Source organism: Salipaludibacillus aurantiacus (assembly GCF_900111295.1).
GTDB lineage: Bacteria > Bacillota > Bacilli > Bacillales > Salisediminibacteriaceae > Salipaludibacillus > Salipaludibacillus aurantiacus.
Genome location: NZ_FOGT01000019.1, coordinates 14,910 through 41,785 on the forward strand (window position 1 = coordinate 14,910; position 26,876 = coordinate 41,785).

The 26,876-nt window shown below is 42.0% G+C and carries 25 protein-coding genes and 1 riboswitch; of the genes, 12 read left to right on the forward strand and 13 right to left on the reverse strand.

What is annotated here, in order from left to right; all coding sequences use genetic code 11:
* Positions 1-29: 29 nt before the first annotated feature.
* Positions 30-398, reverse strand: a complete 369-nt coding sequence (acpS, locus tag BMW59_RS17985) for a holo-ACP synthase (protein ID WP_093055081.1) — start codon at positions 396-398, stop codon at positions 30-32.
* A 147-nt stretch (positions 399-545) separates the two neighbouring features.
* Between acpS and BMW59_RS17990 the strand changes: the two genes are divergently transcribed.
* Positions 546-1,301 (forward strand): rhomboid family intramembrane serine protease, encoded by a 756-nt coding sequence (locus BMW59_RS17990; RefSeq protein ID WP_093055083.1) that lies wholly within the window; start codon positions 546-548, stop codon positions 1,299-1,301.
* A 228-nt stretch (positions 1,302-1,529) separates the two neighbouring features.
* Here BMW59_RS17990 and BMW59_RS17995 read toward each other — a convergent pair whose 3' ends face one another.
* The 3 genes from BMW59_RS17995 to BMW59_RS18005 all read right to left on the reverse strand — a co-directional run bounded on the left by BMW59_RS17995 (position 1,530) and on the right by BMW59_RS18005 (position 5,685).
* Positions 1,530-3,215 (reverse strand): ABC transporter permease, encoded by a 1,686-nt coding sequence (locus tag BMW59_RS17995; RefSeq protein ID WP_093055085.1) that lies wholly within the window; start codon positions 3,213-3,215, stop codon positions 1,530-1,532.
* Positions 3,216-3,236: 21 nt separating this feature from the next.
* The gene (locus tag BMW59_RS18000) at positions 3,237-4,394 is read right to left on the reverse strand and encodes an extracellular solute-binding protein (RefSeq protein WP_093055087.1); all 1,158 of its coding nucleotides are present in this window, start codon (positions 4,392-4,394) and stop codon (positions 3,237-3,239) included.
* A 232-nt stretch (positions 4,395-4,626) separates the two neighbouring features.
* Positions 4,627-5,685 (reverse strand): ABC transporter ATP-binding protein, encoded by a 1,059-nt coding sequence (locus BMW59_RS18005; protein WP_093055089.1) that lies wholly within the window; start codon positions 5,683-5,685, stop codon positions 4,627-4,629.
* A 389-nt stretch (positions 5,686-6,074) separates the two neighbouring features.
* Between BMW59_RS18005 and BMW59_RS18010 the strand changes: the two genes are divergently transcribed.
* From BMW59_RS18010 to mgtE, 4 genes are all read left to right on the forward strand, one after another.
* Entirely contained in the window at positions 6,075-6,230 is a 156-nt protein-coding gene (locus BMW59_RS18010) for a cytochrome c oxidase subunit 2A (protein ID WP_093055091.1), read from the forward strand.
* 23 nt (positions 6,231-6,253) lie between these two features.
* Positions 6,254-6,721 (forward strand): cytochrome c oxidase subunit II, encoded by a 468-nt coding sequence (locus BMW59_RS18015; protein WP_093055213.1) that lies wholly within the window; start codon positions 6,254-6,256, stop codon positions 6,719-6,721.
* The gene (locus tag BMW59_RS18020) at positions 6,721-8,421 is read left to right on the forward strand and encodes a b(o/a)3-type cytochrome-c oxidase subunit 1 (protein ID WP_093055093.1); all 1,701 of its coding nucleotides are present in this window, start codon (positions 6,721-6,723) and stop codon (positions 8,419-8,421) included. Before BMW59_RS18015 ends, BMW59_RS18020 begins: the two co-directional genes overlap by 1 nt.
* A 137-nt stretch (positions 8,422-8,558) precedes the next feature.
* Positions 8,559-9,902 (forward strand): magnesium transporter, encoded by a 1,344-nt coding sequence (mgtE, locus tag BMW59_RS18025; protein ID WP_093055095.1) that lies wholly within the window; start codon positions 8,559-8,561, stop codon positions 9,900-9,902.
* Between the two features lie 55 nt (positions 9,903-9,957).
* On the opposite strand, the gene BMW59_RS18030 is transcribed toward mgtE, so the two are convergent.
* The 5 genes from BMW59_RS18030 to pruA all read right to left on the reverse strand — a co-directional run bounded on the left by BMW59_RS18030 (position 9,958) and on the right by pruA (position 15,188).
* Positions 9,958-10,197 carry a hypothetical protein gene (locus tag BMW59_RS18030; RefSeq protein ID WP_093055097.1) on the reverse strand — a complete coding sequence of 80 codons (240 nt, stop codon included), beginning with the start codon at positions 10,195-10,197 and terminating at the stop codon, positions 9,958-9,960.
* 207 nt (positions 10,198-10,404) lie between these two features.
* Positions 10,405-11,307 carry an arginase gene (rocF, locus tag BMW59_RS18035; RefSeq protein WP_093055099.1) on the reverse strand — a complete coding sequence of 301 codons (903 nt, stop codon included), beginning with the start codon at positions 11,305-11,307 and terminating at the stop codon, positions 10,405-10,407.
* A 30-nt stretch (positions 11,308-11,337) separates the two neighbouring features.
* Positions 11,338-12,243, reverse strand: coding sequence for a proline dehydrogenase family protein (locus tag BMW59_RS18040; protein ID WP_093055101.1), 906 nt, complete (start codon positions 12,241-12,243; stop codon positions 11,338-11,340).
* 183 nt (positions 12,244-12,426) lie between these two features.
* A complete protein-coding gene (locus BMW59_RS18045; protein WP_093055103.1) occupies positions 12,427-13,620 on the reverse strand; it encodes an ornithine--oxo-acid transaminase in 1,194 nt (397 codons plus the stop codon).
* A gap of 17 nt (positions 13,621-13,637) precedes the next feature.
* Positions 13,638-15,188 carry an L-glutamate gamma-semialdehyde dehydrogenase gene (gene pruA / locus BMW59_RS18050; RefSeq protein WP_093055105.1) on the reverse strand — a complete coding sequence of 517 codons (1,551 nt, stop codon included), beginning with the start codon at positions 15,186-15,188 and terminating at the stop codon, positions 13,638-13,640.
* Between the two features lie 222 nt (positions 15,189-15,410).
* On the opposite strand from pruA, the gene BMW59_RS18055 reads away from it, so the two are divergent.
* The gene (locus tag BMW59_RS18055) at positions 15,411-16,820 is read left to right on the forward strand and encodes a sigma-54 interaction domain-containing protein (protein ID WP_093055107.1); all 1,410 of its coding nucleotides are present in this window, start codon (positions 15,411-15,413) and stop codon (positions 16,818-16,820) included.
* A gap of 113 nt (positions 16,821-16,933) precedes the next feature.
* Here the strand turns inward: BMW59_RS18055 and BMW59_RS18060 are convergent, their stop codons facing one another.
* The 4 genes from BMW59_RS18060 to BMW59_RS18075 form a co-directional block, all read right to left on the reverse strand.
* Entirely contained in the window at positions 16,934-18,223 is a 1,290-nt protein-coding gene (locus BMW59_RS18060; protein WP_093055109.1) for a mechanosensitive ion channel, read from the reverse strand.
* A 356-nt stretch (positions 18,224-18,579) separates the two neighbouring features.
* Positions 18,580-19,830 (reverse strand): hypothetical protein, encoded by a 1,251-nt coding sequence (locus tag BMW59_RS18065; RefSeq protein WP_093055111.1) that lies wholly within the window; start codon positions 19,828-19,830, stop codon positions 18,580-18,582.
* Positions 19,820-20,374, reverse strand: coding sequence for an RNA polymerase sigma factor SigX (gene sigX, locus BMW59_RS18070; RefSeq protein WP_093055113.1), 555 nt, complete (start codon positions 20,372-20,374; stop codon positions 19,820-19,822). Before sigX ends, BMW59_RS18065 begins: the two co-directional genes overlap by 11 nt.
* A 377-nt stretch (positions 20,375-20,751) precedes the next feature.
* The gene (locus BMW59_RS18075) at positions 20,752-21,315 is read right to left on the reverse strand and encodes a GbsR/MarR family transcriptional regulator (protein WP_093055115.1); all 564 of its coding nucleotides are present in this window, start codon (positions 21,313-21,315) and stop codon (positions 20,752-20,754) included.
* Positions 21,316-21,611: 296 nt separating this feature from the next.
* Between BMW59_RS18075 and BMW59_RS18080 the strand changes: the two genes are divergently transcribed.
* From BMW59_RS18080 to BMW59_RS18105, 6 genes are all read left to right on the forward strand, one after another.
* Positions 21,612-22,808, forward strand: a complete 1,197-nt coding sequence (locus BMW59_RS18080; protein ID WP_093055117.1) for a quaternary amine ABC transporter ATP-binding protein — start codon at positions 21,612-21,614, stop codon at positions 22,806-22,808.
* On the forward strand, positions 22,801-23,691 hold the full coding sequence (locus BMW59_RS18085; RefSeq protein ID WP_093055119.1) for an ABC transporter permease: 891 nt from the start codon (positions 22,801-22,803) through the stop codon (positions 23,689-23,691). Before BMW59_RS18080 ends, BMW59_RS18085 begins: the two co-directional genes overlap by 8 nt.
* A 205-nt stretch (positions 23,692-23,896) precedes the next feature.
* Entirely contained in the window at positions 23,897-24,847 is a 951-nt protein-coding gene (locus tag BMW59_RS18090; protein ID WP_245733219.1) for a glycine betaine ABC transporter substrate-binding protein, read from the forward strand.
* Positions 24,848-25,021: 174 nt separating this feature from the next.
* A riboswitch (TPP riboswitch) is annotated at positions 25,022-25,130 on the forward strand.
* Between the two features lie 127 nt (positions 25,131-25,257).
* Entirely contained in the window at positions 25,258-25,884 is a 627-nt protein-coding gene (thiE, locus tag BMW59_RS18095; RefSeq protein WP_093055121.1) for a thiamine phosphate synthase, read from the forward strand.
* Positions 25,884-26,081: a sulfur carrier protein ThiS gene (gene thiS / locus BMW59_RS18100; RefSeq protein WP_093055123.1), complete on the forward strand. Its 198-nt coding sequence runs from the start codon at positions 25,884-25,886 to the stop codon at positions 26,079-26,081. Before thiE ends, thiS begins: the two co-directional genes overlap by 1 nt.
* Before the next feature lie 3 nt (positions 26,082-26,084).
* Positions 26,085-26,864, forward strand: a complete 780-nt coding sequence (locus BMW59_RS18105) for a thiazole synthase (protein ID WP_093055125.1) — start codon at positions 26,085-26,087, stop codon at positions 26,862-26,864.
* Positions 26,865-26,876: the final 12 nt, after the last annotated feature.

The following is a 26,876-nucleotide window of genomic DNA, read 5'->3' on the forward strand; positions in this document are numbered from 1 at the left end:
CACAACATTATGCTGATTAGATAGAGCAGCTACATTCTCTTTTCAATAACCACTTGTGCAGCAGCGTATTCATTCGTATGAGTAATAGACAAATGAATAACCAGAGGTTTTTTATTATCTTTTAAATTCACTAATTCAGGTTTCCCTTTTTCAGTTGACAAGATTTCAATATCCTGAAAAGACACATCTTTTCCTATTCCGCAGCCGAGAGCCTTAGCATAAGCTTCCTTGGCAGCAAACCTGCCTGCAAGGAATTCTATTTTCCTTTTATCTGAAAATGATTTGAAAAGGTCTTTCTCTTTTCCCGTTAATATCCTGTCCGCAAACCCTGCTTTGTTTGTATATGCCCTGGCGATCCGGTCCAGGCTTACCACATCTAACCCAATTCCCTGTATCATATTTCCACCTCTTTTTATAATCATAACATCCGGGCACGTTTTATTAAGGCCCCTGTTATCTGTAATGGAACAAATTCTTAACAATAGGCTTGCAATTCAAACATATGATAAAATAAATAAGACTTAAACAGAAGAGGTGTTCAGTCTATGTTTATTCGAAACGAAAGTTTTGAAAGTTTTATAAAGTCCTATAAAGTCATTACAAGCCTGGTTGCCATTCATATTTTTTTCTATATATGGATTTACTGGTTCCCTTTTTTAGGAGGAGCAGAAATCCGTTATCTTGGAATTGGAAACAACATCATGATTTCCATGGGAGAATACTGGCGGCTGGTCACTCCAATTTTTCTACATGGCGGACTCATGCATATGGCTTTTAATTCCTTTTCACTCGTCTTATTCGGGCCCGCCCTCGAATCTTTGCTCGGGTGGAAAAGGTTCCTGGCAGCCTATCTTGCTACAGGGATTCTTGCGAATATTGCCTATTATTTCTTAGGGAATCCATTAGTCAGCCACCTTGGTGCCTCCGGAGCTGTATTTGGTTTATTCGGAATTTATGTTTATATGGTAGTCTTCCGGAAAGATCTGATTAACCGGATGAATTCCCAGTTGATTATGACGATTGTGGTACTCGGGGTCATCATGACATTTATCAATCCGGGGATTAATATTCTCGCTCATTTATTCGGACTTATTTCAGGGGCGGTTCTTGCTCCTCTGATCCTGGCGAATGTCAGATTTCATCACCATCAAACCCACGTTCATGCCCCTGGTGATATTGGTTTTGACCCTAACCGATGGGCCAAACGAGCCAACCGCAAGCAGCGGTATCTTATTTACAGCATTGCCGGTTTTATCGGAATGATTCTGTTTTTCTACCTCGTCTCTACGTTTTTACTTTAAAAAAAAGACTGATTTTAATATATACAGAGGAAGTTTTCAGCTGACTTTCCTGCAGAGGATGAACCGCCAAGACGGGTTGTGCCTGGGCGGAGAAAGCCCTGGCTGAACGGGCAAAAGCAGGGCCAGGGCCGATCACTTAAATAGCCAGCTCCAAAGTAATTCACCCAATACCAGGAGAAACCTCCACCTCACAAAAAAAGGGCGGCTCATACATTGAGCCTGCCCTTTTTAATATTTTCTCAGCAGATAATGAAGCGGAATGATGGAGACTAATACAATTAACAGTGCTCCTGGTGCCGCCTGATGGTACAGTGCTTCTGAAGCTTCATAATAAACTCTCACAGCCAGCGTATCAAAACCTGGCGGACGAAGCATTAAGGTTGCCGGGAGTTCTTTAATCGAGCTTACAAACACAAGAGCGCCGCCTGCGAGAATACCAGGGAGAATCGTTGGTATGATCACTTTAATCATCACTTTCCAGGCAGGATAGCCTAAGCTTCGTGCCGCTTCATCCATCCTGGGTGAGACAAGGCTTAACGACGCTTCACCGGACTGCATAGCCTGAGGAAGGAACCTGACTACAAAAGCAATAGCTATCATATAAAACGTGTTATATAAAGCAGGAATGTGGTTGTTAAAAATAAAGACCATTCCAAGCGCCACAATAACCCCCGGGAGGGCATAACCGGCATAACTCAGTTTATCGATCACAGTTGAAATAGCAGACGGATGCCGGGACTTAAGATAAATAATAGGTGTAGCAAGTATCATACATAATAAAGCTGCAAGCCCGGATACTTTAATGCTGTTCCACGCAAAACCAAAAAACCTTGCATCTATTGTTCCAGCCGTTGCACCAATCACAGTCCAATAGATAAGAACAGAAATTGGAAGAATAACAGCGACGGTGAAAACTCCTGCTACGTACAGGACTGCTAGTGGCTTCCATTTTCCGAGAGACAGTGTATCAGGCTCTTTATATGTGTTGGAAGTCTGGTAATATTTATTTTTCCGGCGTGTACGGGCTTCAATCCATAGTATAAAAATTGTTAGCACAATCAGCACAAGGCTTAATACAGAAGCAGAAGGAATATCAAATCCAGCTCTCTGATAGTAAATTGCCGCTGTGAAGGTCACATAACGAAGCATGGCAATGGCCCCGAAGTCTGACAGCACATATAAAGAAATAAGAATGGCTCCCGCCCCAATCGCCGGGCGTAATAACGGCAGATTAACTTTGAAGAAAATCTGCGAAGTTGTCATCCCCTGGGACCTTGCTACTTCTTCAAAGTTACGGTTCATTTTCCTTAGTGAAGCACTTGCTATAAGAAAGACATAAGGATAAGTGAAAAGGGTTAATACGGTAAATACACCCCAAAATGAATATATATTAACAGGGTAACTGCCAAATAAATTATTAAGCCACGTTATTTCCTGCCAAAGGTCACGCGCCCAGCCGCTTGGTCCGAAAACAATAATGTAAGTGACTGCTCCTACGTATGGCGGGATAACAAGAGGCAATGCCATCATCCACTGCCACACTTTTTTTCCAGGCAAGTCTGTCCTCACCACAATCCAGGCAAGTGACACGCCGATCAGGACAGCTGAAAACGTAACCGCACCTGTTAAAGAAAGCGTATTCCAAAGAAGCCCTGGAATACGGTCCCCCAATAAACGCATCCAGCTGTCCGCACCGGCAGACAAGGACCGCCACATCACATACATGATTGGAACAGACATGACAAAAGCAACAAACAGACCAATAAGGACTAAAACGATCCCTGGAGGATTCCCTTTCCACACATTCAGCCATTTCCTGTTAATAAAACGGAGAATGGCTGGGGATTTTTTATCCCCAACCTTGGCATACTGTTCTTTATTCTGTTTACTCTCCTGCTGTTTATCCTGCTTCATATGCCCTCTCCCACTGACTTATTATCTTAACTCCAAGTCCAATCCTGCATCTTCAATTAATGCCCGTGTATCCTGGAAGTAGTTTCCTAGTTCTTTCAGCGGCATATCCTGAACTTTCAATTCGCTGAACGGTACAGCTTCTTCATAAGGCGGTTCCAGATCAGTGTTAATAGGTACCTCTAATGACTCCCCTACAAAGGCCAGCTGGTTCTCTTCTTCAAGCACCCATTCGATAAACGCCCGTGCGTTTTCATCGTTTGGTGCCCCAGCTACAAGCCCTAGCCCGGCAGCATTGGCAATAGCTCCCATTTCATCTTCGCCTTGGTCTGTGTAAATAAAGCCAACATTATTATCAGTAGGCTCTTCAAGCTGCTGGTGGTAGTAATAGTTGTTTACCAGACCGAAAGCATGCTCACCTGCTCCTACAGCACGGCGGATATCACCATGTCCTTCAAAAATTCCAGCTGCGTTTTCCTGAATTGAATTAATCCATTCAGTTGTTCTTTCATCTCCCCACTCATAACGTAAAGCGGAGACGTTACCGATCATGCCGCCGTTTCCTCCGCGGGTAATCGCATAACCATTTTCCACTTCTGCCCATTCTGCGTCGAGCAGGTCTTCCATTTTTGTCGGCATTTCATCTTCAGAAATCATATCTTTATTATAAATAAATCCTCGTGCCCGGGCTGAAATAGCAATCCATTCGTTATTTTCAGCGCGGAACTGCTCGTCGATTGATTCCACATTCTCCGGATCAAATCCTTCAAGAAGGTCTTGCTGGTTTAAGTACTCAAGGGCACCAAGGTCGTTTGAAATAAACACATCTGCCTGTACGTTGCCCGCTTCTTCCTGAAGCTGAAGAGGATCGGCTTCGTGAAGAGCTCTCACTTCAACGCCTGTTTCTTCTGTAAATTTATCTAATAGAGCCTGTACAAATTGCTCGTTACGTGCTGAGTATACTACAAGTTCGCCATCTAATTCCACTGCTTCTTCATTATTGTTTGCATCGTTATTTTCTTCAGCTTCGTTCTCAACTGCATCATTGTTTTCATTAGCTGCATTCTCACCTGCATTATCATCTGCATTTTCAGCCGCGTTATTATTCCCATTACCTCCGCACGCTGCTAAAATGCCGAGTGATAAAACGGCTAATAATAAAAACATAAGTACTTTCTTCATCGCTGATACCCCCGTTTTAAAGTTTAAATTATGTTCGTTGAAAATGATTATCATTATCAACTAAACTCAGTGTATATTCATTGAGAAAGATTGTCAATTAGTTTTTTCAATAAAAACTCTTGACTTTTTAATGTCAGTTTATAATAATTATTAATAAGTATTTATTATCGCTTTTATATTGCTGTCCCCAGTAAAAAGCAACTACCCCAAAACCGGGATAGTTGCAAAAAATCTACTCTACCAGAGCGACCAGTTCGGGTTTTATATCAAATGAAACAATCGTTCCAATCTCAACATCTTTTTCTACCGGCGCATAAATCAGCATCGGTTCTTCCGATAATTCCGGTTCGTTGTGCAGTCGAACGTGAAGTTCCTGATATTCGCCGCTGTATGTGACACGTTCTACCTGTCCGCAATAGGCGCCTTCATCTGACAGGCTGCATCCTTCAGGACGGATAGACAGTTTGACGGTATCAAGCCGTTCCTGCCATTCATTAGGAAGCGTCACTTTCCCTATGTGGGTATGGATATTCCTCAAATCAGTATCCATCGTGCCAGTAAGCAAATTGGTTTTACCGACAAACTGGGCGACAAAGCAGTTTTTAGGACACCTGTACATTTCTTTCGGTGCTGCGATCTGCTGAATAAGGCCGTCTTTCATGACAACTACCCTGTCTGACACCGCGAAGGCGTCTTTTTGGTCATGAGTAACGATAATAGCTGTCGTATTGGTCTTTCTCAATATGTTTGTTACATCAAATCTCATTTTTTCGCGAAGGCCGGCATCCAGATTACTGAAAGGTTCATCCATGAGGACAACATTCGGCTTTGGTGCTAAAGCGCGCGCCAATGCCACCCTTTGCTGCTGGCCTCCTGAAAGCTGAGTCGGATATCTGCTTCCATAATCCTCTAACCCTACAAGTTCCAGCACTTCTTTCGCACGTTTTCTTTTCTCTCTTGCTCCCCATTTATTTAAACCAAACATAACATTTTTAATAATAGTCATATGCGGAAAAAGAGCGTAATCCTGGAAGACCATTCCTATTCCTCTTTTTTCAGGGGGCAGAGAATGTGCATCACTGAAAACTTCGTTATCACCTATTTGGATGGTTCCATTAGTAGGGTTCTCAAATCCGGCAATCATACGTAAAGTTGTTGTTTTACCACATCCGCTCGGCCCTAACAGAGTAATAATTTCACCCTTATTAATATTTAATTGTAAGTGATCCACTGCAGGCTTTTCTCCCCCCGCAAAGACCTTTGTGATATTTTCCAGCTGAATAAAGCTCATCGTTCCTACCTCCCGGAAATACTTGAATGGTCATCTTCATCTCATGGCTGAACGTTTTTATATTACTAGATTAGAATGATTAAAAATTAGTTGAGAATGATTTTCATTATAAGTGAATTATAGCACATCATTTTTTTTAGCGTCAATGTTGTTCAAAACACTGTCATAAATATTTGCAAACCTTTTCATTTATTAAATTTAAATGTTGACTTTATAAAGAAAACTGTGTATATCCCTCCCTCTTAAATACTATTGCCACAGTGTTAAAAGTATTTGTTAAACATTTCACTAATTCTTCACAATTTGCTTTTCATCACACTCATTCGTTCTTATATGATAGAAATGACACGGAGTAAAAAATTATGTAAATTTCCGCGGGAGGGGATCACATGAGCCGGACTGTGCTGAAAACTCAGCAGCATCAGCAGCTTAAGCAGGAAGATCATTCATCTTTAAAAGGGACACTGGTCTTTGTTATGTTTCTTGGTGCTTTTATTCTTGTTTCATGGTTTGCTGTTTTCTATCTTTTCATAATTAGAACATAACTTTCAGAGGGGGGAGTATGGGGATGCATTTACACAAATATGAAAAAATCTGGTTAACCTTCGGTATAGGGTCACTTGTATTGTTTCTTGCCGTTTTAGGCGTGGCCGCTTTTGCATTTGGCCAGCAGCCGCCCAGCCATATGGCTTCTGTAGATTCTCAAAACCTTGAAGATACCGTTTTTGCAGAACCAGGCCTGGATCAGATCAATGAAGATACCTATCGTGCACGGCTCGTGGCTATGACTTATGGTTACAGTCCGGACACCATTGAAATACCTGCTGGCTCTACGGTTATTTTTGAAGTAACAAGCCAGGATGTGGTTCACAGTTTTACCATTCCAGGGACAAACGTCAATATGATGATTACACCAGGGCACGTTAATATGACTGAACATACATTTACGGAACCTGGGGAATATTTAGTGATCTGTAATGAATATTGCGGCACAGGCCATCATTATATGCAGATGAAAATTGAGGTGACACCGTAATGCTACAATCTAATTTAGCTTATAAACTGCCAATCACAGAAGAACCTGCCCACGTGGCTTCCAAAGATGCAACATTATCGTTTGTCCATGTTGTGGTCGCATTTTTCGCTTTTCTTATCGGTATTCTCGGCGGACTGCTTCAGGGTCTTGCCCGCGGCGGCATTATTGAACTCCCCGCTTGGCTTGGCTACTATCAGATTCTCACTGCTCATGGGGTATTATTAGCACTTGTTTTTACTACTTATTTAATTTTCGGCTTCTTTTTTGCAGGTATGAGCAGAACGCATGGAGCTTTTTCTGACCGCCTTCGGAAAATGGGATGGGCAGGGTTTATCATTACGACAATTGGTACACTGATGGCCGCCTCCATGATTATTGCGAATGAAGCCTCTGTTTTATATACTTTTTACGCTCCTTTACAGGCTCACTATATTTTTTACAGCGGGCTGGCTCTCTTTGTTGTTGGAACCTGGGTGGCTGGAGCGGCTATTATGGCCCACTATTTTCAATGGAAAAAAGAGCATCCCGGTGAACCTACGCCGCTTTTCGGCTTTATGGCCACTGCCACACTCATTTTATGGGTTGTCGCGGGGTTGGGTGTAGCAGCGACAGTACTGGGACAAATGCTGCCATGGGCTTTAGGGATGACTGATGAAATTAACGTCCTGTTAAGCAGAACGCTTTTCTGGTATTTCGGTCACCCGCTCGTTTATTTCTGGATTATGCCCGCTTATATGGTCTGGTATCTGGTTATACCTAAAGTGATAGGCGGCAGGCTTTTCAGCGGGTCTCTTGCCCGTCTTGCATTTATTCTGTTTCTATTGTTCTCTATTCCTGTCGGCTTTCACCATCAGCTGATGGAAGCCGGGATTACTGAGTTCTGGAAGTATATTCAGACAGTCCTGACGTTTGTAGTAGTGGTTCCGTCCTTACTGACTGCTTTCTCTATTTTTGCTACATTTGAACAAACCGGCCGGGAACAGGGCGGAAAAGGATTGTTCAGCTGGATTAAAAAACTACCGTGGGGAGATGTCAGGTTTTTTGCCCCGTTTATGGGAATGCTCGTATTTATTCCTGCTGGCGCAGGCGGTTTAATTAATGCCAGTTTCCAGCTTAATGCTGTAGTCCATAACACTTTGTGGGTTGTCGGCCACTTCCATTTAACGGTGGGTACGACTGTCATCCTGACTTTCTTCGGAATGGCCTTCTGGCTGATCCCTGTCGTTACAGGCCGCCGTCTGACAAAGTCTATGAACCGGTCTGGAATGGTAACTACCTGGCTTTGGACGATCGGTATGTTCCTCATGTCGGGGGCAATGCATATTCTAGGTCTATTTGGTGCTCCAAGACGGACAGCTTATACAACCTACCAGGACCATCCGCAGGCTATGTCGTGGTTTGAAGGGATATTTGCCAGCCATATCACCGTTGCTATCGGCGGGGTCATTCTAACAGCAGCTGGAATTCTCATGTTTTACAACTTTATCTATTTAGCATGGTTCGCTCCTAAGGGTGAAACTGAATTCCCAATGACTCCGGATCCGGACGACACCCCGCATACACCGGCACTTCTGGAAAACTGGAAATTGTGGATCGGTATTGCTGTCGTATTAATTTTATTTGCATACACTATTCCGATTTACGATATGATTGTCAATGCACCGCCAGGGTCCCCTGCTTTTAATAATTTAATAAGATAAATGATAAAGCCGCTGTAAGAGTGATATACTCAAAACAGCGGTTTTTTAATGTCCAATTGCCATTTAAATGAATATTATTTATTTAAACCTCCCATTGTTACCTTTATGGTTGAATACTTAAGAAAGGGTGTTTCTCTATGGATACTGACAAACTGACTGTTTTAGCTATAAAGTATTTAAAAGATAATAAGAAAAGAGCTTTACAGGAGATAATCGAAGAGTTGCACCCGTACGATCTTGCAGAGCTTTACAAAGCGCTTCCAGAAAAGCACCACTTTAAATTCCTTACCTTTATTACTTCTAAAGATATAGCGGATTTAATGATGGAACTGGATGCCGACATGCAGCAGGAAGTTCTTCAGAAGCTGGGGATTGAAAAGTCATCTAAAATTATGGATATTATGGATAATGACGATCTGGCAGATTTACTTAGCGAAATATCTCAGGAAAAACTGGACGAATACTTATCAGCTATGGAAAAAGATGAATCAAGGACCGTCCAGCAGCTGATGAGTTACCCGCCGGAAACAGCAGGCGGTATTATGACTAATGAATTTGTATGGATTCGTGATTATTATACTGTCCGGGAAGCTGTTGATAAATTTAAAAGTTTCGCTGAATTCACAAGGAACATTTATTATCTGTATGTGATTGATGAGAATAAAAAACTTGTCGGTGTGGTCTCGTACCGGGATCTCTTACTGGCGGATATGAACGAAAAAATATATGACATTATGTTTAACAGGGTAATCTCCGTGGCTACGGACACTGACCAGGAGGACGTTGCCCAGCTCATTCAGCGGTATGACTTTCTCGCTGTTCCCGTCGTCGATGATAAAAATGTTCTAAAAGGAATTGTCACAGTCGATGATATTATTGATGTATTTATTGAAGAAGCACAGGAAGATATTGAAAAATTATCGGCTTCCGGGAAAGATATTGATTTTCAGACGAAAGCCTATGTCGCTTCTTACCGCAGACTTCCATGGCTCATTCTCCTCCTGTTTATCGGCCTTATTTCCGGAGGTATATTGGACAGTTTTGAAAATACTCTTGAACAAGTGGTGGCTCTCATATTCTTTATGCCGATGATTGCGGGTATGACCGGAAATACCGGGACACAGTCGCTTGCAGTCGTTGTGCGCGGCCTTGTAACTAATGAAACAGACCGTAAAACTATTCTTCAGCTCATATGGCGGGAATTTAAAGTAGGGATTATTATCGGGGTTGTGTGCGGTATACTCGTCTTTTTAGTAGCGACTTTCTGGCAGTCCATTATGTTTGGTGTCGTAGTAGGAGTAAGCCTTCTCGCTACACTTATTATAGGGACCATGGCCGGCACCGTTATCCCCCTTGTTCTATACCGCGTCGGGCTTGATCCTGCTGTTGCTTCAGGTCCGTTAATTACAACTTTAAACGACATTTTTTCATTGTTAATCTACTTCGGCATCGCGACCAGTATGATGCATCTGCTTATTTGAAAAAGAAAAGCCATTCATGGAAGCTGTGATTTCCACGAATGGCTTTTCTCAATTCTTAAGCTTTTTCTACAACATAAGCTTTCTTTTCCCTGAAGTATTTTTCGCCATCTTCCATTGAGTGCTCAAAAAAACCGGTAAATTCATGCACCACTTTATATTCACGTTCCGGCTCAGTGAACAGCTGATTATCATTGGAAGACAGCAGCACCGCATCGGTAGATGATATGAAGCTGTCCAAATCCTTTGCAAGATAATGCTGGCCTGGTTTTAAAGTATTCAGTCCTGGTTTTGACATCGTATCACCCTCCTGTGTAAATCGGGTTCCCACGTATTCCCAGAACTAAACGTATTTTTAGAATAGCGTTCGAATAACAGGGTTTAGCCCCTTGACCGGCACTATTCTTCCACAGCATAGAAAAAATCTGCTCTCATCACTTCTCACTAAACAAAAACCGAACGTTAGTAACTCTGGAACGTCCGGTCAAATAAATCTATTAATCTGTTAAAGAAGTTTTTCGCCAAAGAGAGAACCGACGAGGCCCACCGCAGCCTCGGCCGTCTGATTTTTATTATCCAGGATAGGATTAACTTCTACAAACTCCGCAGAAGTAATAATATCTTTCTCTGCAAGCATTTCCATTGCCAAGTGGGTTTCCCGGTAACTTGGTCCGCCAATGACTGGTGTGCCGACCCCAGGAGCATCATGTGGGTCAAGCGCATCAAGGTCCAGACTGAGGTGTACTGCATCGGTGTTCTTCGAGACATGCTCAATCGCTTCTTCCATCACTTTACTCATGCCCATTCGATCAATCTCATGCATCGTGTACACTTTAATGCCTTTTTCTTTAATAAGTTTTCTTTCTCCCTCATCAAGAGAACGGGCACCGATAATCACCACATTCTCAGGTTTAATTTTCGGTGCGTATCCGCCTATTTCAGTAAGTAAAGGATGGCCTATACCTAAACTGACTGCAAGCGGCATACCATGGATATTTCCTGAAGGAGAGGTCTCACCTGTGTTTAAATCACCGTGTGCATCATACCAGATGACCCCCAGGTTATCTGCTTTATTTGCGACCCCTGCCAACGTTCCGATAGCAATACTGTGATCTCCCCCTAATATTAGCGGAAAATCCCCTTCGGCTATGACTTCAGACACTTTCTCTTCCAAACTTTGATTAGCCTCAACCACTACTTCCAGATCTTTTAGGTTATCTTCATTCTTTACGTCAAGCTGAGGCGGGCGGCCAATATCAATGTTTCCCCGGTCGTTTACTTCATATCCTAAATTTTTCAGGCGTTCTTCTATCCCGGCATAACGGATCACACTGGGACCCATGTCCACACCGCGGCGGTTCTGCCCCAAATCCATCGGGACGCCTATAATCGAAATTTTACTATTCAACCCTTCCACCTCTTCTTAAAAATATTGCTTTTATTTTGAAAGCAGCCCTTTAATCGCAAAGGTCACGTTTTGAGGACGTTCTGCCAGACGACGCATAAAGTATCCGTACCAGTCTTCACCAAAAGGCACGTAAACTCTCATTTTATAGCCTTCTTTTGCTATTTCATTCTGGAGTTCACTTCTGAACCCGTAAAGCATCTGAAATTCAAACTGGTCTTTGCTTATGCCGTTTTCTTTTGCAAATGCTTTGACCTGGTCTATTATTTGATGGTCATGCGTCGCAATAGCAGCATAGCTGCCATTTAACAGATGAGTTTTTATAATATTAAAATAATTACGGTCAACCTCAGCCTGCTTCTGGTAAGCCACTTCAGGCGATTCCTTGTAAGCCCCTTTGATCAGCCGGATATTAGTCCCTTTAAGTTCACGAAGGTCTTTATCTGCCCGGTAAAGGTAAGCTTGAATGGCAGTTCCAACATTATCAAACCGCCGGCGCAGCTCATGTAAAAGCTCTAATGTTGCATCTAAATGGGAATAGTCTTCCATATCTATACGGACAAAATTTCCGTGTTTCTCAGCTGTTTCAAGAATCCTCATCATGTTGTCACGGCACAAATTACGGTCAACATCAAGCCCGAGTTGAGTAAGCTTTAAAGATAAATTACAATCCACTCCTGTTTCAGCAATCGCGTCCAGCGTTCTAATGCAGTATTCTGCAGATTCAATTGCTTCTTCCCGGTTGTAAACAAATTCGCCTAAATGGTCTACGGTGCAAGTCAGCCCGCGTTCATTTAATTTCCTTACGGTTTTCATTGCCTCATCAATTGTTTCGCCTGCGATCACTGACTTAGCACCAAGCTTAGGGCCCCACTTCGTTGCTTTCGTTTTTACAAATTTGTTTTGGGACAAAAACAGGAAGAAATTTCTTGTAATCATCTCCAATCAACCCCTTTCTTTTCTCCAGATTCAGCCAAATTAAACTCATGTTTTATAGAGGCTCATCGCAACCGTCCCGTGCAACTATGTGAAAAAAGAGGAAGACCCGCCTAAACGAAGTCCCCTCTTTTCTTGAGATTTCTCCTCTTAACAGGTGCGGTTCCAGTGCTGTTGAGAAATTAGTTATTGAGCCAATACTTCTTTAATTTTTACAATTGCCCAATCAAGGTCTTCCTGCGAAATAACGAGAGGGGGCGCAAACCTGATCACATTTTCATGCGTTTCTTTACAAAGAAGCCCCTTCTCTTTTAACTTTTCACAGTAGGAACGTGCCGGCTCAGTCAGCTCTAGTCCAATAAATAACCCTTTCCCTCTTACTTCTTTAATTTTAGGATTATTAATTTCTTTTAAATGATCCTTTAAATACTGTCCCATTTTAAGAGATCTCTCTACAAGATTCTCTTCTTCAATAACTTCCAGTGCAGCTATCGATACGGCGCATGATAATGGATTTCCTCCGAACGTTGAGCCATGAGAGCCTGGTTCAAACACTCCAAGAATATCTTTATTTGCAGCCACCACTGATATTGGCATAACTCCTCCGCCCAAGGCTTTACCTAAAATATACATGTCCGGTTCGACATTCTCCCAGTCGCACGCAAACATTTTCCCAGTCCGTGCAAGCCCGCACTGGATCTCATCAGCCACATAAAGCACGTTATTTTCCGAACAAATATCATATGCTTCTTTCAGGAAACCTTCAGGAGGCATATTAATCCCTGCTTCTCCCTGAATAGGCTCGAATAAGAAAGCTGCGGTATTAGGGGTAATCGCCTCTTTCAGTGCCTGAGCATCTCCGTATGGGATTACTTTAATACCAGGAAGCATCGGGCCAAAGTCTTTTTTGTAAACTTCGTTAGACGAGAGAGAAACGGCTGTCATCGTTCTTCCGTGGAAGTTTTCTTCACAGACGATAATTTCCGCCTGGTCAGATGCGACTCCTTTTACACGGTAAGCCCAGCGGCGGACAGCTTTAACTGCTGTCTCTACCGCTTCGGCACCTGTGTTCATTGGAAGAACCATCTCTTTTTTAGTTAATTTAGAAACTGTTTCATAGAAAGGACCAAGCTGGTCATTATGAAACGCGCGGGACGTCAGCGTAATTCTGTCCGCCTGATTTTTTAATGCTTCTATAATTTTAGGATGCCTGTGTCCCTGGTTTACTGCCGAGTAGGCACTAAGCATATCTATATAACGGTTGCCTTCAGGGTCCTCCACCCATACACCTTCCGCTTTGGAAATGACAATCGGGAGAGGATTATAGTTTCTGGCTCCGTATTTCTCTGTTACATCGATAATCTCCGTAGTTGTTGCCATTTAAAGTCCCCTTTCACTTAAAATGTTTCGGATACAGTCTTCGGCTGAAGGAAATGCAGCAGGTAGTCAGGTCCCCCTGCTTTAGAGTCTGTACCGGACATATTAAAGCCGCCAAATGGATGATAGCCTACAATAGCCGCTGTACATCCACGGTTAAAGTACAAGTTTCCGACATGGAAGTCCTGGCGCGCCTGCTCAAGGTGGTCTCTGTTGTTGGAAATAACAGCCCCTGTCAGTCCGTATTCAGTATTATTTGCAATCTCAATCATCTCGTCAAAATCTTTTGCTTTAGAGAAAGCAACAACTGGTCCGAAAATTTCTTCCTGCATAATGCGGGCTTCAGGGTCCACATCAGCAAATACCGTCGGCTGGATGAAGTAGCCTTCAGAGCTGTCACCTTCTCCTCCCGCCATTAACCTTCCTTCTTTCTTGCCGACTTCAATATAATCAAGTATTTTATCAAAGGCAGCCTGATCATTTACAGGTCCCATAAAGTTAGAGTTATCTTTATAAGTAGGGCCGACTGTTAATTCTTTCGTGCGGGCCGCAACTTTTTCAAGTACTTCATCGTAAACATCCTCATGGATGACTGCACGGGAACACGCGGAACATTTTTGGCCGGAGAAACCGAAAGCTGAATAAACGATTGACTCAACAGCTAAATCGAGATCAGCATTATTATCTACAATAATGGTATCTTTACCGCCCATTTCAGAAATGACACGTTTCATCCATTTTTGGCCATCCTGAACTTTTGCCGCACGCTCAGCAATATGAAGACCGACTGCTTTAGAGCCTGTGAAATTAATAAAACGTGTTCTTGGATGATCAACGACATAGTCACCCATTTCTGCACTGCTTCCAGGAATATAGTTCACTACCCCTTTTGGAAGACCGGCTTCCAAAAGAACTTCCATAAATTTATATGCAATGACAGGAGTTGTTTTTGCAGGCTTTAAAAGAATAGTATTACCTGCAACCATTGGACCAACAGTCGTTCCAGCCATAATAGCAAAGGCAAAGTTCCATGGAGAAATAGTAACCCCTACACCAAGCGGAATATAATTAAACCGGTTAAACTCGCCTTCTCTTGAATTGATTTCAATACCGTCTTTAAGACGAAGAATTTGTCTCGCGTAGTATTCAAGGAAATCAATCGCTTCTGCTGTATCAGCATCTGCTTCTTTCCATGGTTTCCCGGCTTCGTAAGTGAGCCATGCAGAAAATTCATGTTTTCTGCGACGAATCATGGCAGAAGCACGGAACAGGAGGTCAGCGCGAGAGGCCGGATCCCACTTGCTCCACGATTTAAAAGCTTCGTCAGCAGCTTGCATTGCTTTCTCTGCCAGTTCCTGACTGCACTTTGATACGTACCCGACAATTTCTTTTTTATTAGCAGGGTTTTCTGAGACAGTTTTATCCTCAGTAAACACTTTTTCACCATTAATAATGAGAGGGTACTCCTGGCCTAACTGGCTCTTCACGTAATCTAACGCCTTCTGATATTCTTTACGGTTCTCCTCCACTGTAAAGTCTGTAAATGGTTCATGTTTGTAAGGTACTACCATGGGTTGATCCACTCCTTTAAATCTTATAATTTATTTATTTAACAGTTAAATATGTTGCAATAATCATGCCAACTTAAAAAGGCTTTATGTAAGCCTTTACATAAAGCCTTTCCGAAAAATTATTTTGCACGGATAAATTATTTTGCGGTGTATTGCAAAAAATATTTGCAGGTCGTCTTCTAAAGTGAGTACAATGAAATTATAAGAAAGGAGTGTACCACTATGGCTGAAACGTTATCTGCCCCTGCTCTGCCCTCTGTCTACCGCCAGTTGCTGGATGCAATAGATATAGGGATCCATGTTATCAATCATGAAGGAAAATCCATTATATATAATAGGAAGATGTCGGAAATTGAAGATATGGAGAAAGAAGATGTCCTCCATAAAAACATCATGGATATTTTTCTTTTTAATAAAGAAGAAGAAAGCCGGCTTCTCCAGGCTCTGAATCATGGAGAGGTGCACCACAATGCGAAACAGGTCTATTTTAATTTTAAAGGACAGGAAATCACAACAATTAATGACACCTTTCCACTTATTTACGAGGGAAAAAGAATTGGAGCAGTAGAGATTGCTAAAGATATTACCCGGCTCGAACGCCTTACGAGGGAGAATGCCAGGGATAAGCAGGATGCGAGATTCACATTTGATCAAATTATCGGAGACTCTAATGCTATCAGGGAAGTGGTAGAGAACGCGCGAAGAGCTACCAGAACTACTTCTTCCGTTCTTATCTCCGGTGAAACAGGGACAGGAAAGGAACTATTTGCCCAAAGTATTCATAACGGAAGTGAAAGAGCTTCCAAGCCGTTTATCAGCCAAAATTGCGCTGCATTGCCGGATTCATTAATTGAGGGTATTCTGTTTGGTTCGGTTAAAGGGGCTTTTACGGGAGCTGCAGATCACCCGGGGCTGTTTGAGCAAGCAGATGGCGGGACGCTGATGCTGGATGAGATTAACTCCTTAAGTGCGCCGCTGCAGGCCAAACTTCTGCGGGCACTTCAGGAAAAATCCATACGAAGAATCGGCGATACGAAAAATCGCTCGGTGGATGTCCGGATTATCGCTACAATAAATGAAGATCCGGCTGTGTCTTTGGAAAAGAACCGGTTAAGAGAAGACCTTTATTACCGGCTGAGTGTCGTTTCTATACTGGTGCCTCCTCTTCGACAGAGAAAAGAAGATATCCCGGTGCTGGCAAACCACTTCGTTAATAAATATAACAAGCGGTTTCAGTTAAACGTGCCCGGGATAGCGAAAGGTGTCCAGCAGCTTTTCCAGGAATATGACTGGCCGGGGAACGTAAGAGAACTTGAACATATGGTGGAAGGAGCCATGAATTTAATCTATTACGACGAAAGGATTGACTATACTCATCTGCCGGTTCATGTCCGTAACAAGTTTCCTTCCTATAACGACATATCCCACGCTCCGGAAGCGCTTGTCGTTCCAAACGCTCCTCCTACTAAGCCGCTGCAGGAATATATGGAAGAAGTCGAAAAAGTGTATATCGAACAGATTCTGAAACGCCACAGCGGAAATGTGACACAAGCTGCAGATGAGCTCGGCCTGAGTCGCCAAAGCCTGCAGTACAGACTGAGAAAATACCGGCTCAATATACGGCATTCCTAAAATTAAACGAATTAAATGCTTGTTTCTACAAATTTATTTCCCGGGAAACATTACTTTCTTCTGAACTGTAAAAAACGGGACGGCTTTTCTGAGCCGTCCCGTTTTTTTATAGTTTAAACATCAGGTCCGTCTAAATCTTTTAAATTGTTCTGTTTTTCCGTTGAACCTGGTTGAGATCCTGTTTTATTCTCTTTTTTGATTTTGTTATCCAGTTCATTCAGTTTGCCTTTTGCAAAGTCTCTGCCTCCTACACCAAAGGCGATCGCAAATGCTACTGAAATACCGCCAAGGATCAGTAAGAAGGCGATATTGACAATTGTGCTTGCAAACTGAAGCTGGTCAAATGTCATAAATACAGCCACAATAATGATAATATACTTAACAACTGATGAATAGAAAGAACTGTTAGTATACTTTCTTACTAGAGATCCAAGGAAGTCGGCTGCAAACAAGCCAATTCCCAAAATAACGAGTGCACTGATTAACAGCGGAAGATACATTAGGATGGCATTACCGATATTATTTAAAACCTCTAATTGGAGGACACCCAATGCTTCAACTGTAAAGAACAGAATGATAATGACATTGGTGATATGCCCCAGAATAGTAGATACTTTAAAATTCGGCGCCTTGGAAGTATCAACATTGAAATAACTGTAAATATTGTCAATGCCTGTTCGCTGCAGCAGGCTCGTTAACAAGTCGCTTACAAACTTAGCAAGGTAATAACCTACAAGTACAAGCACAATAGCTACAAATACATTAGGAATCATGCTTAATACACTGTCGAGTACAGATACAATCGGCTGGGAGATCGTATCAATATTCAATGTTTCCAATGCCACTGTAATAATTGGAATTAAAATAACAACAAATAAGATGTTAGCTAAAATAGATGATAACTTTGTTGACCCTTCTGCCGTCTGTTTAGATTTTGTTACTTTATTAAACCAACGGTCAATATCAAGGCTTTCAAGAAACTTAAAAATTAAATCCTTCACGAGTCTGGCAATAAAAATACCGACAAACAGAATGATCCCTGCCGCAAACACATTAGGTAAGAATGCAAGGAAGGTTTGTACCATATTTGTGATTGGCTGCGAAACAGCTTCCATGTTTAGTGCATCCAATACACTTGGAAGGAACAAAATAAAGACGAGGAAATAAACAATTTTTGAAATATACTTGAGAGTTTCTTCGCCTTTCTCTTCATTTTCAATTACGCGTGTTTTTGCAAGCCCTCGGGCTGCACCCATTTTTACAAGACCTTTTGCAATGACATTTTTAGCCAGTGTCGCTACACCCCATGCTAAAAGCAGTAAAAGAAGCGCAATAATCAGATTTGGGATAAGCGATATTAAATCACTAAGCATCGCTTGGAATTGATCTCCTATGTTATCCATAAATTTATCTCCTCCTTATAATAAAGTTACAAAGTCCATTTCCACTAAAGAGAAGAGATAAACTTGGTTTCTTGAAGACATGCCTTGCTAAGCGTCTGTTTCTTCCTTATATATCCAGATAAACTGCCCTTTCAGTACCTATAACGCCCAGTATTAAAGGATTTGATTTGTAAATGTTGAAAATTGTGGTATTTTTACTTAAAAACTAAAAAAGAAAACTTGAGAAAAGTAATTAAGTCTGGTCCTTTTTGGAAACTTCGAATTTAAAGCATAAACGTGTTTTACAGGAGGGCAATTTTCTTTGCATTAAAAAAACCAGGCAGTTTAGAGCCGCCTGGCCAATCAGCCAACAGTTATTAATCTAATTCAAACTCAACCTTCTCGCCTGTTTCCTCATTGACTATTTCAAGAGAATCAAGCGTGAAGGGAGCTGCGCTCAACTTCAGAGCCTCAAAAAACGTATCCAGCTTTTCGTCACTTACTTCTTCTTCATCTCTGTCGAGTATATAAGAAACTCTGGCAGTGTCTCCTGGTATACGGACACTTTTAATTTCCACTTCCGGCGGGATAGCTGAATCGTACCAGTCTGCGTCTTCACTGGTTGTTTTCATTTTTTCCACTGTTTGTTCAAAGGTCAATGGATTTCCACTATCATTGTCCTCTATTTGCTCGCCAGCCGCTATTCCACTGATAAGGTAAAAGTCTTCTTCCCCTTCAATAAGATAATAGCCTCTGTTATGAGAAGAAACGGGGATCGATTCAACTTCTCCGTGCTGGCCATAAATAATTCCCGGTTCCCCTTCTGCTTCAAAACTTACTTGATTAAAGCCATAAACCGTAAATAGTTCCTGGAACAGATCATTTAAAAAATGGCTTTCGGCACTCGTTAAAGACTCAAGAGCAGCTTCATCTGCGAAATTGAGAACGACGGTGTCGCCTTCTGCAGAAATATCGGCTAGATTATCCATATACTGGCCAGATGTCAAATCACTTTCCTGAAGAGAATGCTTAACTGCCTCTTCTATACCTGCTTCACTATTTAACGCACTTTCTACAAGTACAACATATTCGGAAACAGAGTCTTCATTTTCCACTGTGTAGATCGTTGCTACATAAACCGGTGCGGGCTGCTCAGCATCCGGAGATGTATCACTTTCATTATTTTCCTCATAAGAGGAGTTGTGTTCCTCTGCTTCTTCACCTGTTTCTTCCTCGGTTTCATTCAGGCTGTTATTAGAGGCTGATTCCTCATCAGGTGGATTCTCTTCAGGAAATCCCTCTTCTTCATTCCGTTCATTTTCTTCATTATCATTATATATGGCTGTATTTATCATGTTTTGTTCAGCTGCTTCATCTGAAGAAAATTGCTGGTCACCATTATCAAACAGAGGAGGAACGATTAATAATAGCAGGAACATCGCTGCAGCGGCTGCCAGTGATGGAACGATCCAAGGTCTTTTTTTACGGGGCGAATAACGTGAAGGGAGTTCCTTTTTTGATTTTTTTTCAATTGCTTGAAATAAATCATCTTTTGACTGATGATCTTTGACGGGAGGAAGCTTCGATAACGTCTTTTCTATTTCTTTTTCATCCCATTTATTGTTCATTTGCTTGCCTCCTTTTCAGATAATCCTCTTCAGCCTTTTCAAGATGCTTCTTAAGTGTTTTTATCGCCCGGTGCTGCGTCGTCTTCACCTTACTTTCAGTCCACCCGAGTATTTCTGCCGTCTCTGAAATAGATAAAGACTGAACAAATCTCAAAAGGACCACTTGCTGCTGGTCCTCACTGCACTTTTCCAGCATGCGGTATACTTGCTGAACTTCATCTTTTTGCACAATGATTTCTTCAGGAAGAGGGGCTCTGTCTTCAACTTCAAATTCCCTCTCCGTCCACTCGTATTCTTTTCCGTCTGATTTTCGTTTTTTTCGTGTCTGTTTCCTTATCCAGTCTATAGCTACATGTTTTGCTACTGAGTAAAGCCAAGTTTTTTCGCTGCTTTTACCCTCAAATGTTTCATATGAATTTAATACTTTAATATATACTTCCTGAACCAGCTCTTCGGCTGTTTCACGGCTGCGCACAAGATAAAAAAGATACTGGAAAAGCTGATGGTGGTATGTTTCATACAACCGTTCAAACTCCTCTCTCACGTCATTCCCTCCCTGGCTATTGTCTTTGTCGTCATTAACAAACGAAGCGTTACAAACTATTTATTCTTTAGTAAAAGATGACGACAATGAACAAGTTATCTGGCCAACGCCCAAATCCAAAATATGGCTCCGCCTACAAAGGCATATATTAATAAAAGCACTGCTACCTGCCAGTTTTTTAGTTTCATATTTTTCACCAACCCTTTTTCTATTGTTCCCGCTTCACATTATATAGAAGAAAGAAACAGTTAGCCACTGGGAAGTTGGACCGGGAGTGCGCAAGACCGGTTTTTCACCTTCAAACTATGAGAAGAAATTTACCCATAATAAAAACTGCTGCTCATTTAAAAACATGAACAACAGCTGAATTAACCCTTTTAAGTATTCACTTTCTGCTTCTTAGGCACAATATCGAATATTTTACCGCTTTCAAATAAGGAAATAACATCGTTAATCCATCCATAGTACGCTTCAGCTTCAGTTAATCTATTTAAATCCCTGGTCACCTTCTCCTTAATCTCATCGCAGGAAGTTGTTTCTCCAAGCTCGTGAAGCATGCTTTTCGTTTCTTTAATCGCTGTTACATTTTTTTCAGTCGCGTTTCTCCATCTCGTAATAAATACTGTCGAGAAAGATTTATACCAGTCCTCTTCTGTCTTGTATAAATCTTTCCGTACCCCCTTCTCCCATACTTGCTCGACCATATTGGCTTCGTATAAAGCTCGAATCCCGGTACTCATACTCGTCTTACTCATTCCCAGTGATTCGCTCATCTCATCCAGCGTCATAGGTTTATCAGAGAAAAAAACAGTCCCGTAAAGCCGTCCAACCGAGGGGCTAATACCATATAAATGAACGTTCTTAGCGATTTCCGAGATAAAACGATGGCGCGCTTTTTCTAATTTATTTAAATCTGCGTCTAAATCCCCATTCGATTCCATCGTCTGCCTCCTTTGCTTTTTTTCTTCATATATGATGTTAACAAAACGACTTTAGTAAAAGAAAGTAGCGTCCTGCCTATCATACATAAGTAAAACAGAGTATTTAGCAGATGTACTTCAGTAAACTCTGTACAGTTTTTTCTGTACGAACTTTTACTACAAAATTCGACATATACGCCGTTTGCTCTTACTTGGGCGAACGGTTATAGTAATAAAGGTCGACAAATCCCATAATCATTCACATTTTGAAACAAAGTCCCACATTTTAACAATTATAAAAGCAGAGGTGTATAACCGTGGCTAAAATTAAAGTTGAGGGTTTAACCAAGATATTCGGCAAAAAACCGAAACAAGGTCTCAAGCTCTTAAAGGAAGGAAAAACCAAGGACGAGATTCTGAAGGAAACAGGTTTAACAGTTGGGGTAAACCAGGCATCCTTTGAAGTTAAGGATGCCGAGGTTTTTGTAATTATGGGTCTCTCCGGAAGCGGGAAGTCCACACTTGTCCGTTTACTGAACAGACTCATTGACCCTACCGACGGAAAAGTCTGGATTGACAACGAAGATCTCGCCCAAATGAATGAAAAAGAATTAAGGAAAGTACGCAGGGAAAAAATGAGTATGGTTTTCCAGAAATTCGGTTTATTCCCTTTCCGTACCATTCTCTCCAATGTTGAATATGGGCTGGAAGTGCAGGGTGTAGATGAAAAAACACGCCGCGAAAAAGCTATTCAATCATTAGAGTTGGTAGGTCTGAAAGGCTATGAAAACCAATATCCGGATCAGTTATCCGGAGGAATGCAGCAGCGTGTCGGGTTAGCAAGAGCACTTGCCAATGACCCAAGTGTTCTTTTAATGGATGAAGCTTTTTCAGCTTTAGACCCGTTAATCAGAAAAGATATGCAGGATGAACTTCTTGAACTGCAGGAAAAAATGCAGAAAACGATTATCTTTATCACGCACGATCTGGATGAAGCTTTACGTATAGGCGACCGGATAACCATTATGAAAGACGGTGCAGTCGTTCAGGTCGGGACGCCTGAAGAAATTCTTACAAATCCGGCAAACGAATACGTTGAACGGTTTGTTGAAGACGTTGACCGCTCGAAAGTGTTCACAGCCGGAAACATTATGGTTCGCCCGGAAATGATAACTATTGAGAAAGACGGTCCGCGTGTGGCTTTACAAAGAATGAAAGATGCAGGGATTTCCAGTGTTTATGTTGTTAAACGAAATAAAGAACTGGTGGGAATTGTGCACGCTAATGAGGTCTCAAAAGCCGTAAAAGAAAATGCTGCTGACCTTAAGCCGCTTGTGCAAAAAGATGTGCCGACAGTTCATACAGATACACCAATGCATGATTTGTTTGATACTGTTTCCAATTCCCCTGTTCCGATAGCCGTATTAGACGACGACAACCGTCTTAAAGGTATTATTATCCGAAGTGCAGTACTGTCTGCATTAAGCGGAAACGAGGTGAATGGGAATGCCTGAATGGTATGAATCAATTTATGCGTGGTTTGAAAGTTTGTTAAATTTTGTACCTAGAATTCCATTAGGGTCCTGGGTTGAAAGTTTTGTAGATTGGCTGAAGAATGCCCAGTTTCTTTTCGACGGTGTAAGAGGTCTCATTGCATTTATTGCTTCAGATGTGTTTTTGAATTTTTTCCAGCTCATCCCGCCGATAATATTTATTTTAGTATTAACAGGGCTTTCTTATTTACTTGTTAGAAAGCAGAAGTCTTACGGCCTGCCCGCTTTAGTATTTTTCGGACTTTTGTTAATCGAAAGTGTGGATTATTGGGACGACCTTTTGTTAACTTTATCACTTGTTTTAACCGCTACTCTTATATCTGTTTTATTAGGTGTTCCTATTGGAATCTGGATGGCTAGAAACAATTTAGTTCAGAAAATAGTCACTCCGATATTGGACTTCATGCAGACCATGCCGGCCTTTGTTTATCTAATTCCGGCGGTAGCTTTCTTCAGTATCGGTATTGTGCCAGGGGTGGTAGCATCCGTTATTTTCGCTATGCCTCCGACTGTGCGTTTAACTAACCTGGGAATACGCCAGGTGCCGACTGAAATGATTGAAGCATCTGATGCTTTCGGTTCTACACCGAAGCAGAAACTCTATAAAGTCCAGCTGCCGATGGCGAAAGTCACCATTATGGCCGGGATCAACCAGACAATTATGCTTGCTTTATCAATGGTTGTTATCGCCGCTATGATCGGTACAGACGGTATCGGACGCCAGGTTTACTATGCAGTTGGCCGAAACGATATAGCTATGGGATTTGAAGCAGGTATTTGTCTTGTTATTCTGGCTATTATTTTAGACAGGCTTACTCAAGCGCTGAATCCTGCTAAGAAATAATTTAACTGGTTTTATTAGGCGCTGTTGAATAGTAGAGGTGAGGTGTATGCCTCACCTCGGTGATAAAGCTGCAATGCTCTTCAACATTGCCTGGTATATAAAAAAGGTTTATCAAATTTTAAAAAGGCTCTGCTAAAGATGAATATTTATTTTAAAATCAGCAAAATTTAACAGAGCCTGGAAAAAAGAAAAGGAGAGGGTCAAATTGAAACTACGTCAATTAGGTATCGCAGCAGGTATGTCAATGGCACTTGTTGCGGCAGGATGCGGAACAGACAATGAAGAAAATAACGCACCTGCAAATGATAACAACGATGTGAATAACAATGCAGGTAACAACAATGAAACAGAAGACAATGCAGGTGCAAATGCTGGTGAAGAACTGGATTACACCATTACAGGTATTGATGCAGGGGCTGGAATTATGTCTGCCGCTGAAGAAGCTTTAGAAGTTTACGATCTGGAAGACTGGACTGTACAAGCAAGTTCAGACGCGGCTATGACTCAGGCACTCGGTGACGCTTACGAAAATGAGGAACCGATTGTTGTCACAGGCTGGACTCCTCACTGGAAGTTCGCTGCTTATGACCTGAAATATCTCGAAGATCCTGAGGGTGTATTCGGTGATGCCGAAGATATTAAAACTTTTGTGCGTGAAGGTCTGGAAGACGACATGCCTGAAGCTTACACTGTGCTTGAAAACTTCCAATGGTCTGAAGAAGACATGGGAGAAATTATGATGGACGTCAACGAAGGTGCAGATGAAAGAGAAGCTGCCCGTGAATGGATTGACAATAATGAAGATCTTGTCAGTGAATGGACTGATGGAGTAGATTCAGTAGATGGTGAAGCCATCGAACTCGTATTTGTCGCTTGGGATTCTGAAATCGCGTCTACCAATATGATCGGTCTCGTACTTGAAGACATCGGGTATGATGTCTCTCTCACTCCTCTTGAAGCGACTTATATGTTCCAGGCAGTGGCAGAAGGGGAGGCAGATGCCATGGTAGCAGCATGGCTGCCTCATACTCATGACCACCTTCTTGAACAATACGGTGATACAATGGTGGATCTTGGAGTTAACCTTGAAGGAGCCAGAGTAGGGCTTGTAGTACCTGAATATATGGATATCGATTCTATTGAAGATCTCCAATAATATTATCTTTTAAGATGTCCCCTGAGTACTGACAATGCACTCAGGGGACATTTTTTTATTACGCCTTCGGACACCTGGCAGCCTTCCGCGTACAGCTGGTTTATTTATTTAAGCATCTCCCTTTTCCCATCTTTGTAAATCGTTTACAATATAACTGAGTCAAAATTTAATAGCTTTTAAGACTAGGGGTGTTTATTGAAATAAACTGAGAAAAAGGTAGACTCCTTTTACCCTCGAACCTGATCTGGCTTATACCAGCGTAGGGAAGTCGATGCAACGAATAAACAAATTGATTGCAGCCGTATTCCATATGCTCCGGAATGCGGCTTTTTTATTTTTCGCAGCTTATATACAACTTTTATTCCCCCAGGTTTTCTTAATTCAAGCTATTACAGGAAGGTGGGAAAGTTTTGAAAGAATTCAGTTTATACGCCATTACCGGTGAAGAATTCCATCCGGGTAAAAATGTGGTGGATGTTATGGAAGAAGCAATTATCGGAGGCGCTGACATTATTCAGCTCAGGGATAAAACGGGCAGTAAACGTGAAGTGCTGGAGAAAGCACAAGCTTTAAGGGAACTTACCCTCAAGCACAACGTGATATTTATTGTAAATGATCATATTGACGTGGCTATGGCAGTTCATGCAGACGGTATCCATCTGGGCCAGGATGATCTCCCTTTAACTGAAGCGCGGAAAATCACAGGTAAGGACATGATCATCGGCATCTCCACTCATCACATCGATGAAGCAAAAGCCGCCGAAAAAGAAGGGGCTGATTATATAGGAGCAGGACCTGTTTTCGCCACTAATAGCAAGGCAGACGTGACCTCTCCTGTGACTACCGATTATATTAAGCAGGTAAAAGCAGAAATTTCTATCCCCTTTGTAGCGATAGGCGGAATAAAACGTCATAACGTCAATGAGGTGCTTGAGGCCGGAGCAGAACGCATTTGCATGATCAGCGAAATATCAGGAGCTAAGGACGTTCGCAGTGTCTGCATGGAGCTTCGCGCCAAACTTGAAGGAGGTAACTAATGAACTTAACGATTAATGGAGAACAGCATGAAATTAATGTTCAGACAGTTAAAGATGTCGTCTCCCACTTTAAATTGAAACCAAACCTTATTATTACCGAAGTAGATGGTGAAATTGTCGATCAGGAAGCATGGAACCGCACTGCTTTGCAGGATGGTTCCAGGATTGAAATCGTTGAATTTATTGGAGGAGGATAACAGATGGCACAACAATTAACAATTGCAGGAAAACAGCTCTCTTCCCGTTTTTTTCTCGGGACCGGACGCTATCCTAATCCATATGTACAAAATGAAGCCATTCGGGCTTCGGAAGCAGAAGTGCTTACCTTTGCCATCCGAAGAGTTAACTTGGAAACACCAGGGGAAGACGCGATTTTACAGCATCTGGACGATAATCATTCATTCACCTATCTTCCAAACACATCTGGTGCTAAAACAGCTGAAGAAGCTGTAAGAATAGCAAGGCTTGCCAAAGCGTCAGGTCTCAGCGACTGGATTAAAGTTGAAATCAGCGCTGATGAAAAAACGCTGCTCCCTGATCCGGTAGAAACGCTGAAAGCTACCGAAATCCTTGCTTCGGAAGGTTTTACTGTTCTCCCTTATACTTCTGATGACCCTGTATTGTGTAAAAGACTTGAAGAAGCAGGGGCAGCTGCTGTTATGCCTGGAGGCTCGCCTATAGGCACAGGACTTGGAATATTAAATCCGTATAATTTGTCCTTAATTACCGAACAGGCTGCTGTCCCTGTAATCGTGGATGCCGGTCTCGGTTCTGCTATGGATGTTATACAAGCCATGGAATTAGGGGTAGACGGTGTGTTAATGAATACACCGGTAGCTAAAGCGAAAGATCCAGTGAAGATGGCTTTGGCCATGAAACATGCGATCAACGCAGGCAGACTGTCATATGAAGCAGGAAGAATACCAAAGAAAAGATACGCCACTGCTTCAAGCGGTCTTCCTTCTTTTATTTCTTATTAAGCAGACAGGTGG

Excerpts from the sequence above, each read along its gene's own strand:
- BMW59_RS18105 (WP_093055125.1), top strand. The coding sequence starts at position 26,085 with ATGGCACAACAATTAACAATTGCAGGAAAACAGCTCTCTTCCCGTTTT.
- BMW59_RS17990 (WP_093055083.1), top strand. The coding sequence starts at position 546 with ATGTTTATTCGAAACGAAAGTTTTGAAAGTTTTATAAAGTCCTATAAA.
- BMW59_RS18005 (WP_093055089.1), bottom strand. The coding sequence starts at position 5,685 with ATGAGCTTTATTCAGCTGGAAAATATCACAAAGGTCTTTGCGGGGGGA.
- acpS (WP_093055081.1), bottom strand. The coding sequence starts at position 398 with ATGATACAGGGAATTGGGTTAGATGTGGTAAGCCTGGACCGGATCGCC.
- pruA (WP_093055105.1), bottom strand. The coding sequence starts at position 15,188 with ATGGTAGTACCTTACAAACATGAACCATTTACAGACTTTACAGTGGAG.
- BMW59_RS17995 (WP_093055085.1), bottom strand. The coding sequence starts at position 3,215 with ATGAAGCAGGATAAACAGCAGGAGAGTAAACAGAATAAAGAACAGTAT.
- BMW59_RS18075 (WP_093055115.1), bottom strand. The coding sequence starts at position 21,315 with ATGGAATCGAATGGGGATTTAGACGCAGATTTAAATAAATTAGAAAAA.
- mgtE (WP_093055095.1), top strand. The coding sequence starts at position 8,559 with ATGGATACTGACAAACTGACTGTTTTAGCTATAAAGTATTTAAAAGAT.
- BMW59_RS18015 (WP_093055213.1), top strand. The coding sequence starts at position 6,254 with ATGCATTTACACAAATATGAAAAAATCTGGTTAACCTTCGGTATAGGG.
- BMW59_RS18060 (WP_093055109.1), bottom strand. The coding sequence starts at position 18,223 with ATGGATAACATAGGAGATCAATTCCAAGCGATGCTTAGTGATTTAATA.
- thiS (WP_093055123.1), top strand. The coding sequence starts at position 25,884 with ATGAACTTAACGATTAATGGAGAACAGCATGAAATTAATGTTCAGACA.
- BMW59_RS18010 (WP_093055091.1), top strand. The coding sequence starts at position 6,075 with ATGAGCCGGACTGTGCTGAAAACTCAGCAGCATCAGCAGCTTAAGCAG.
- BMW59_RS18000 (WP_093055087.1), bottom strand. The coding sequence starts at position 4,394 with ATGAAGAAAGTACTTATGTTTTTATTATTAGCCGTTTTATCACTCGGC.
- BMW59_RS18065 (WP_093055111.1), bottom strand. The coding sequence starts at position 19,830 with ATGAACAATAAATGGGATGAAAAAGAAATAGAAAAGACGTTATCGAAG.
- BMW59_RS18040 (WP_093055101.1), bottom strand. The coding sequence starts at position 12,243 with ATGATTACAAGAAATTTCTTCCTGTTTTTGTCCCAAAACAAATTTGTA.
- BMW59_RS18030 (WP_093055097.1), bottom strand. The coding sequence starts at position 10,197 with ATGTCAAAACCAGGACTGAATACTTTAAAACCAGGCCAGCATTATCTT.
- BMW59_RS18085 (WP_093055119.1), top strand. The coding sequence starts at position 22,801 with ATGCCTGAATGGTATGAATCAATTTATGCGTGGTTTGAAAGTTTGTTA.
- BMW59_RS18045 (WP_093055103.1), bottom strand. The coding sequence starts at position 13,620 with ATGGCAACAACTACGGAGATTATCGATGTAACAGAGAAATACGGAGCC.
- BMW59_RS18055 (WP_093055107.1), top strand. The coding sequence starts at position 15,411 with ATGGCTGAAACGTTATCTGCCCCTGCTCTGCCCTCTGTCTACCGCCAG.
- BMW59_RS18020 (WP_093055093.1), top strand. The coding sequence starts at position 6,721 with ATGCTACAATCTAATTTAGCTTATAAACTGCCAATCACAGAAGAACCT.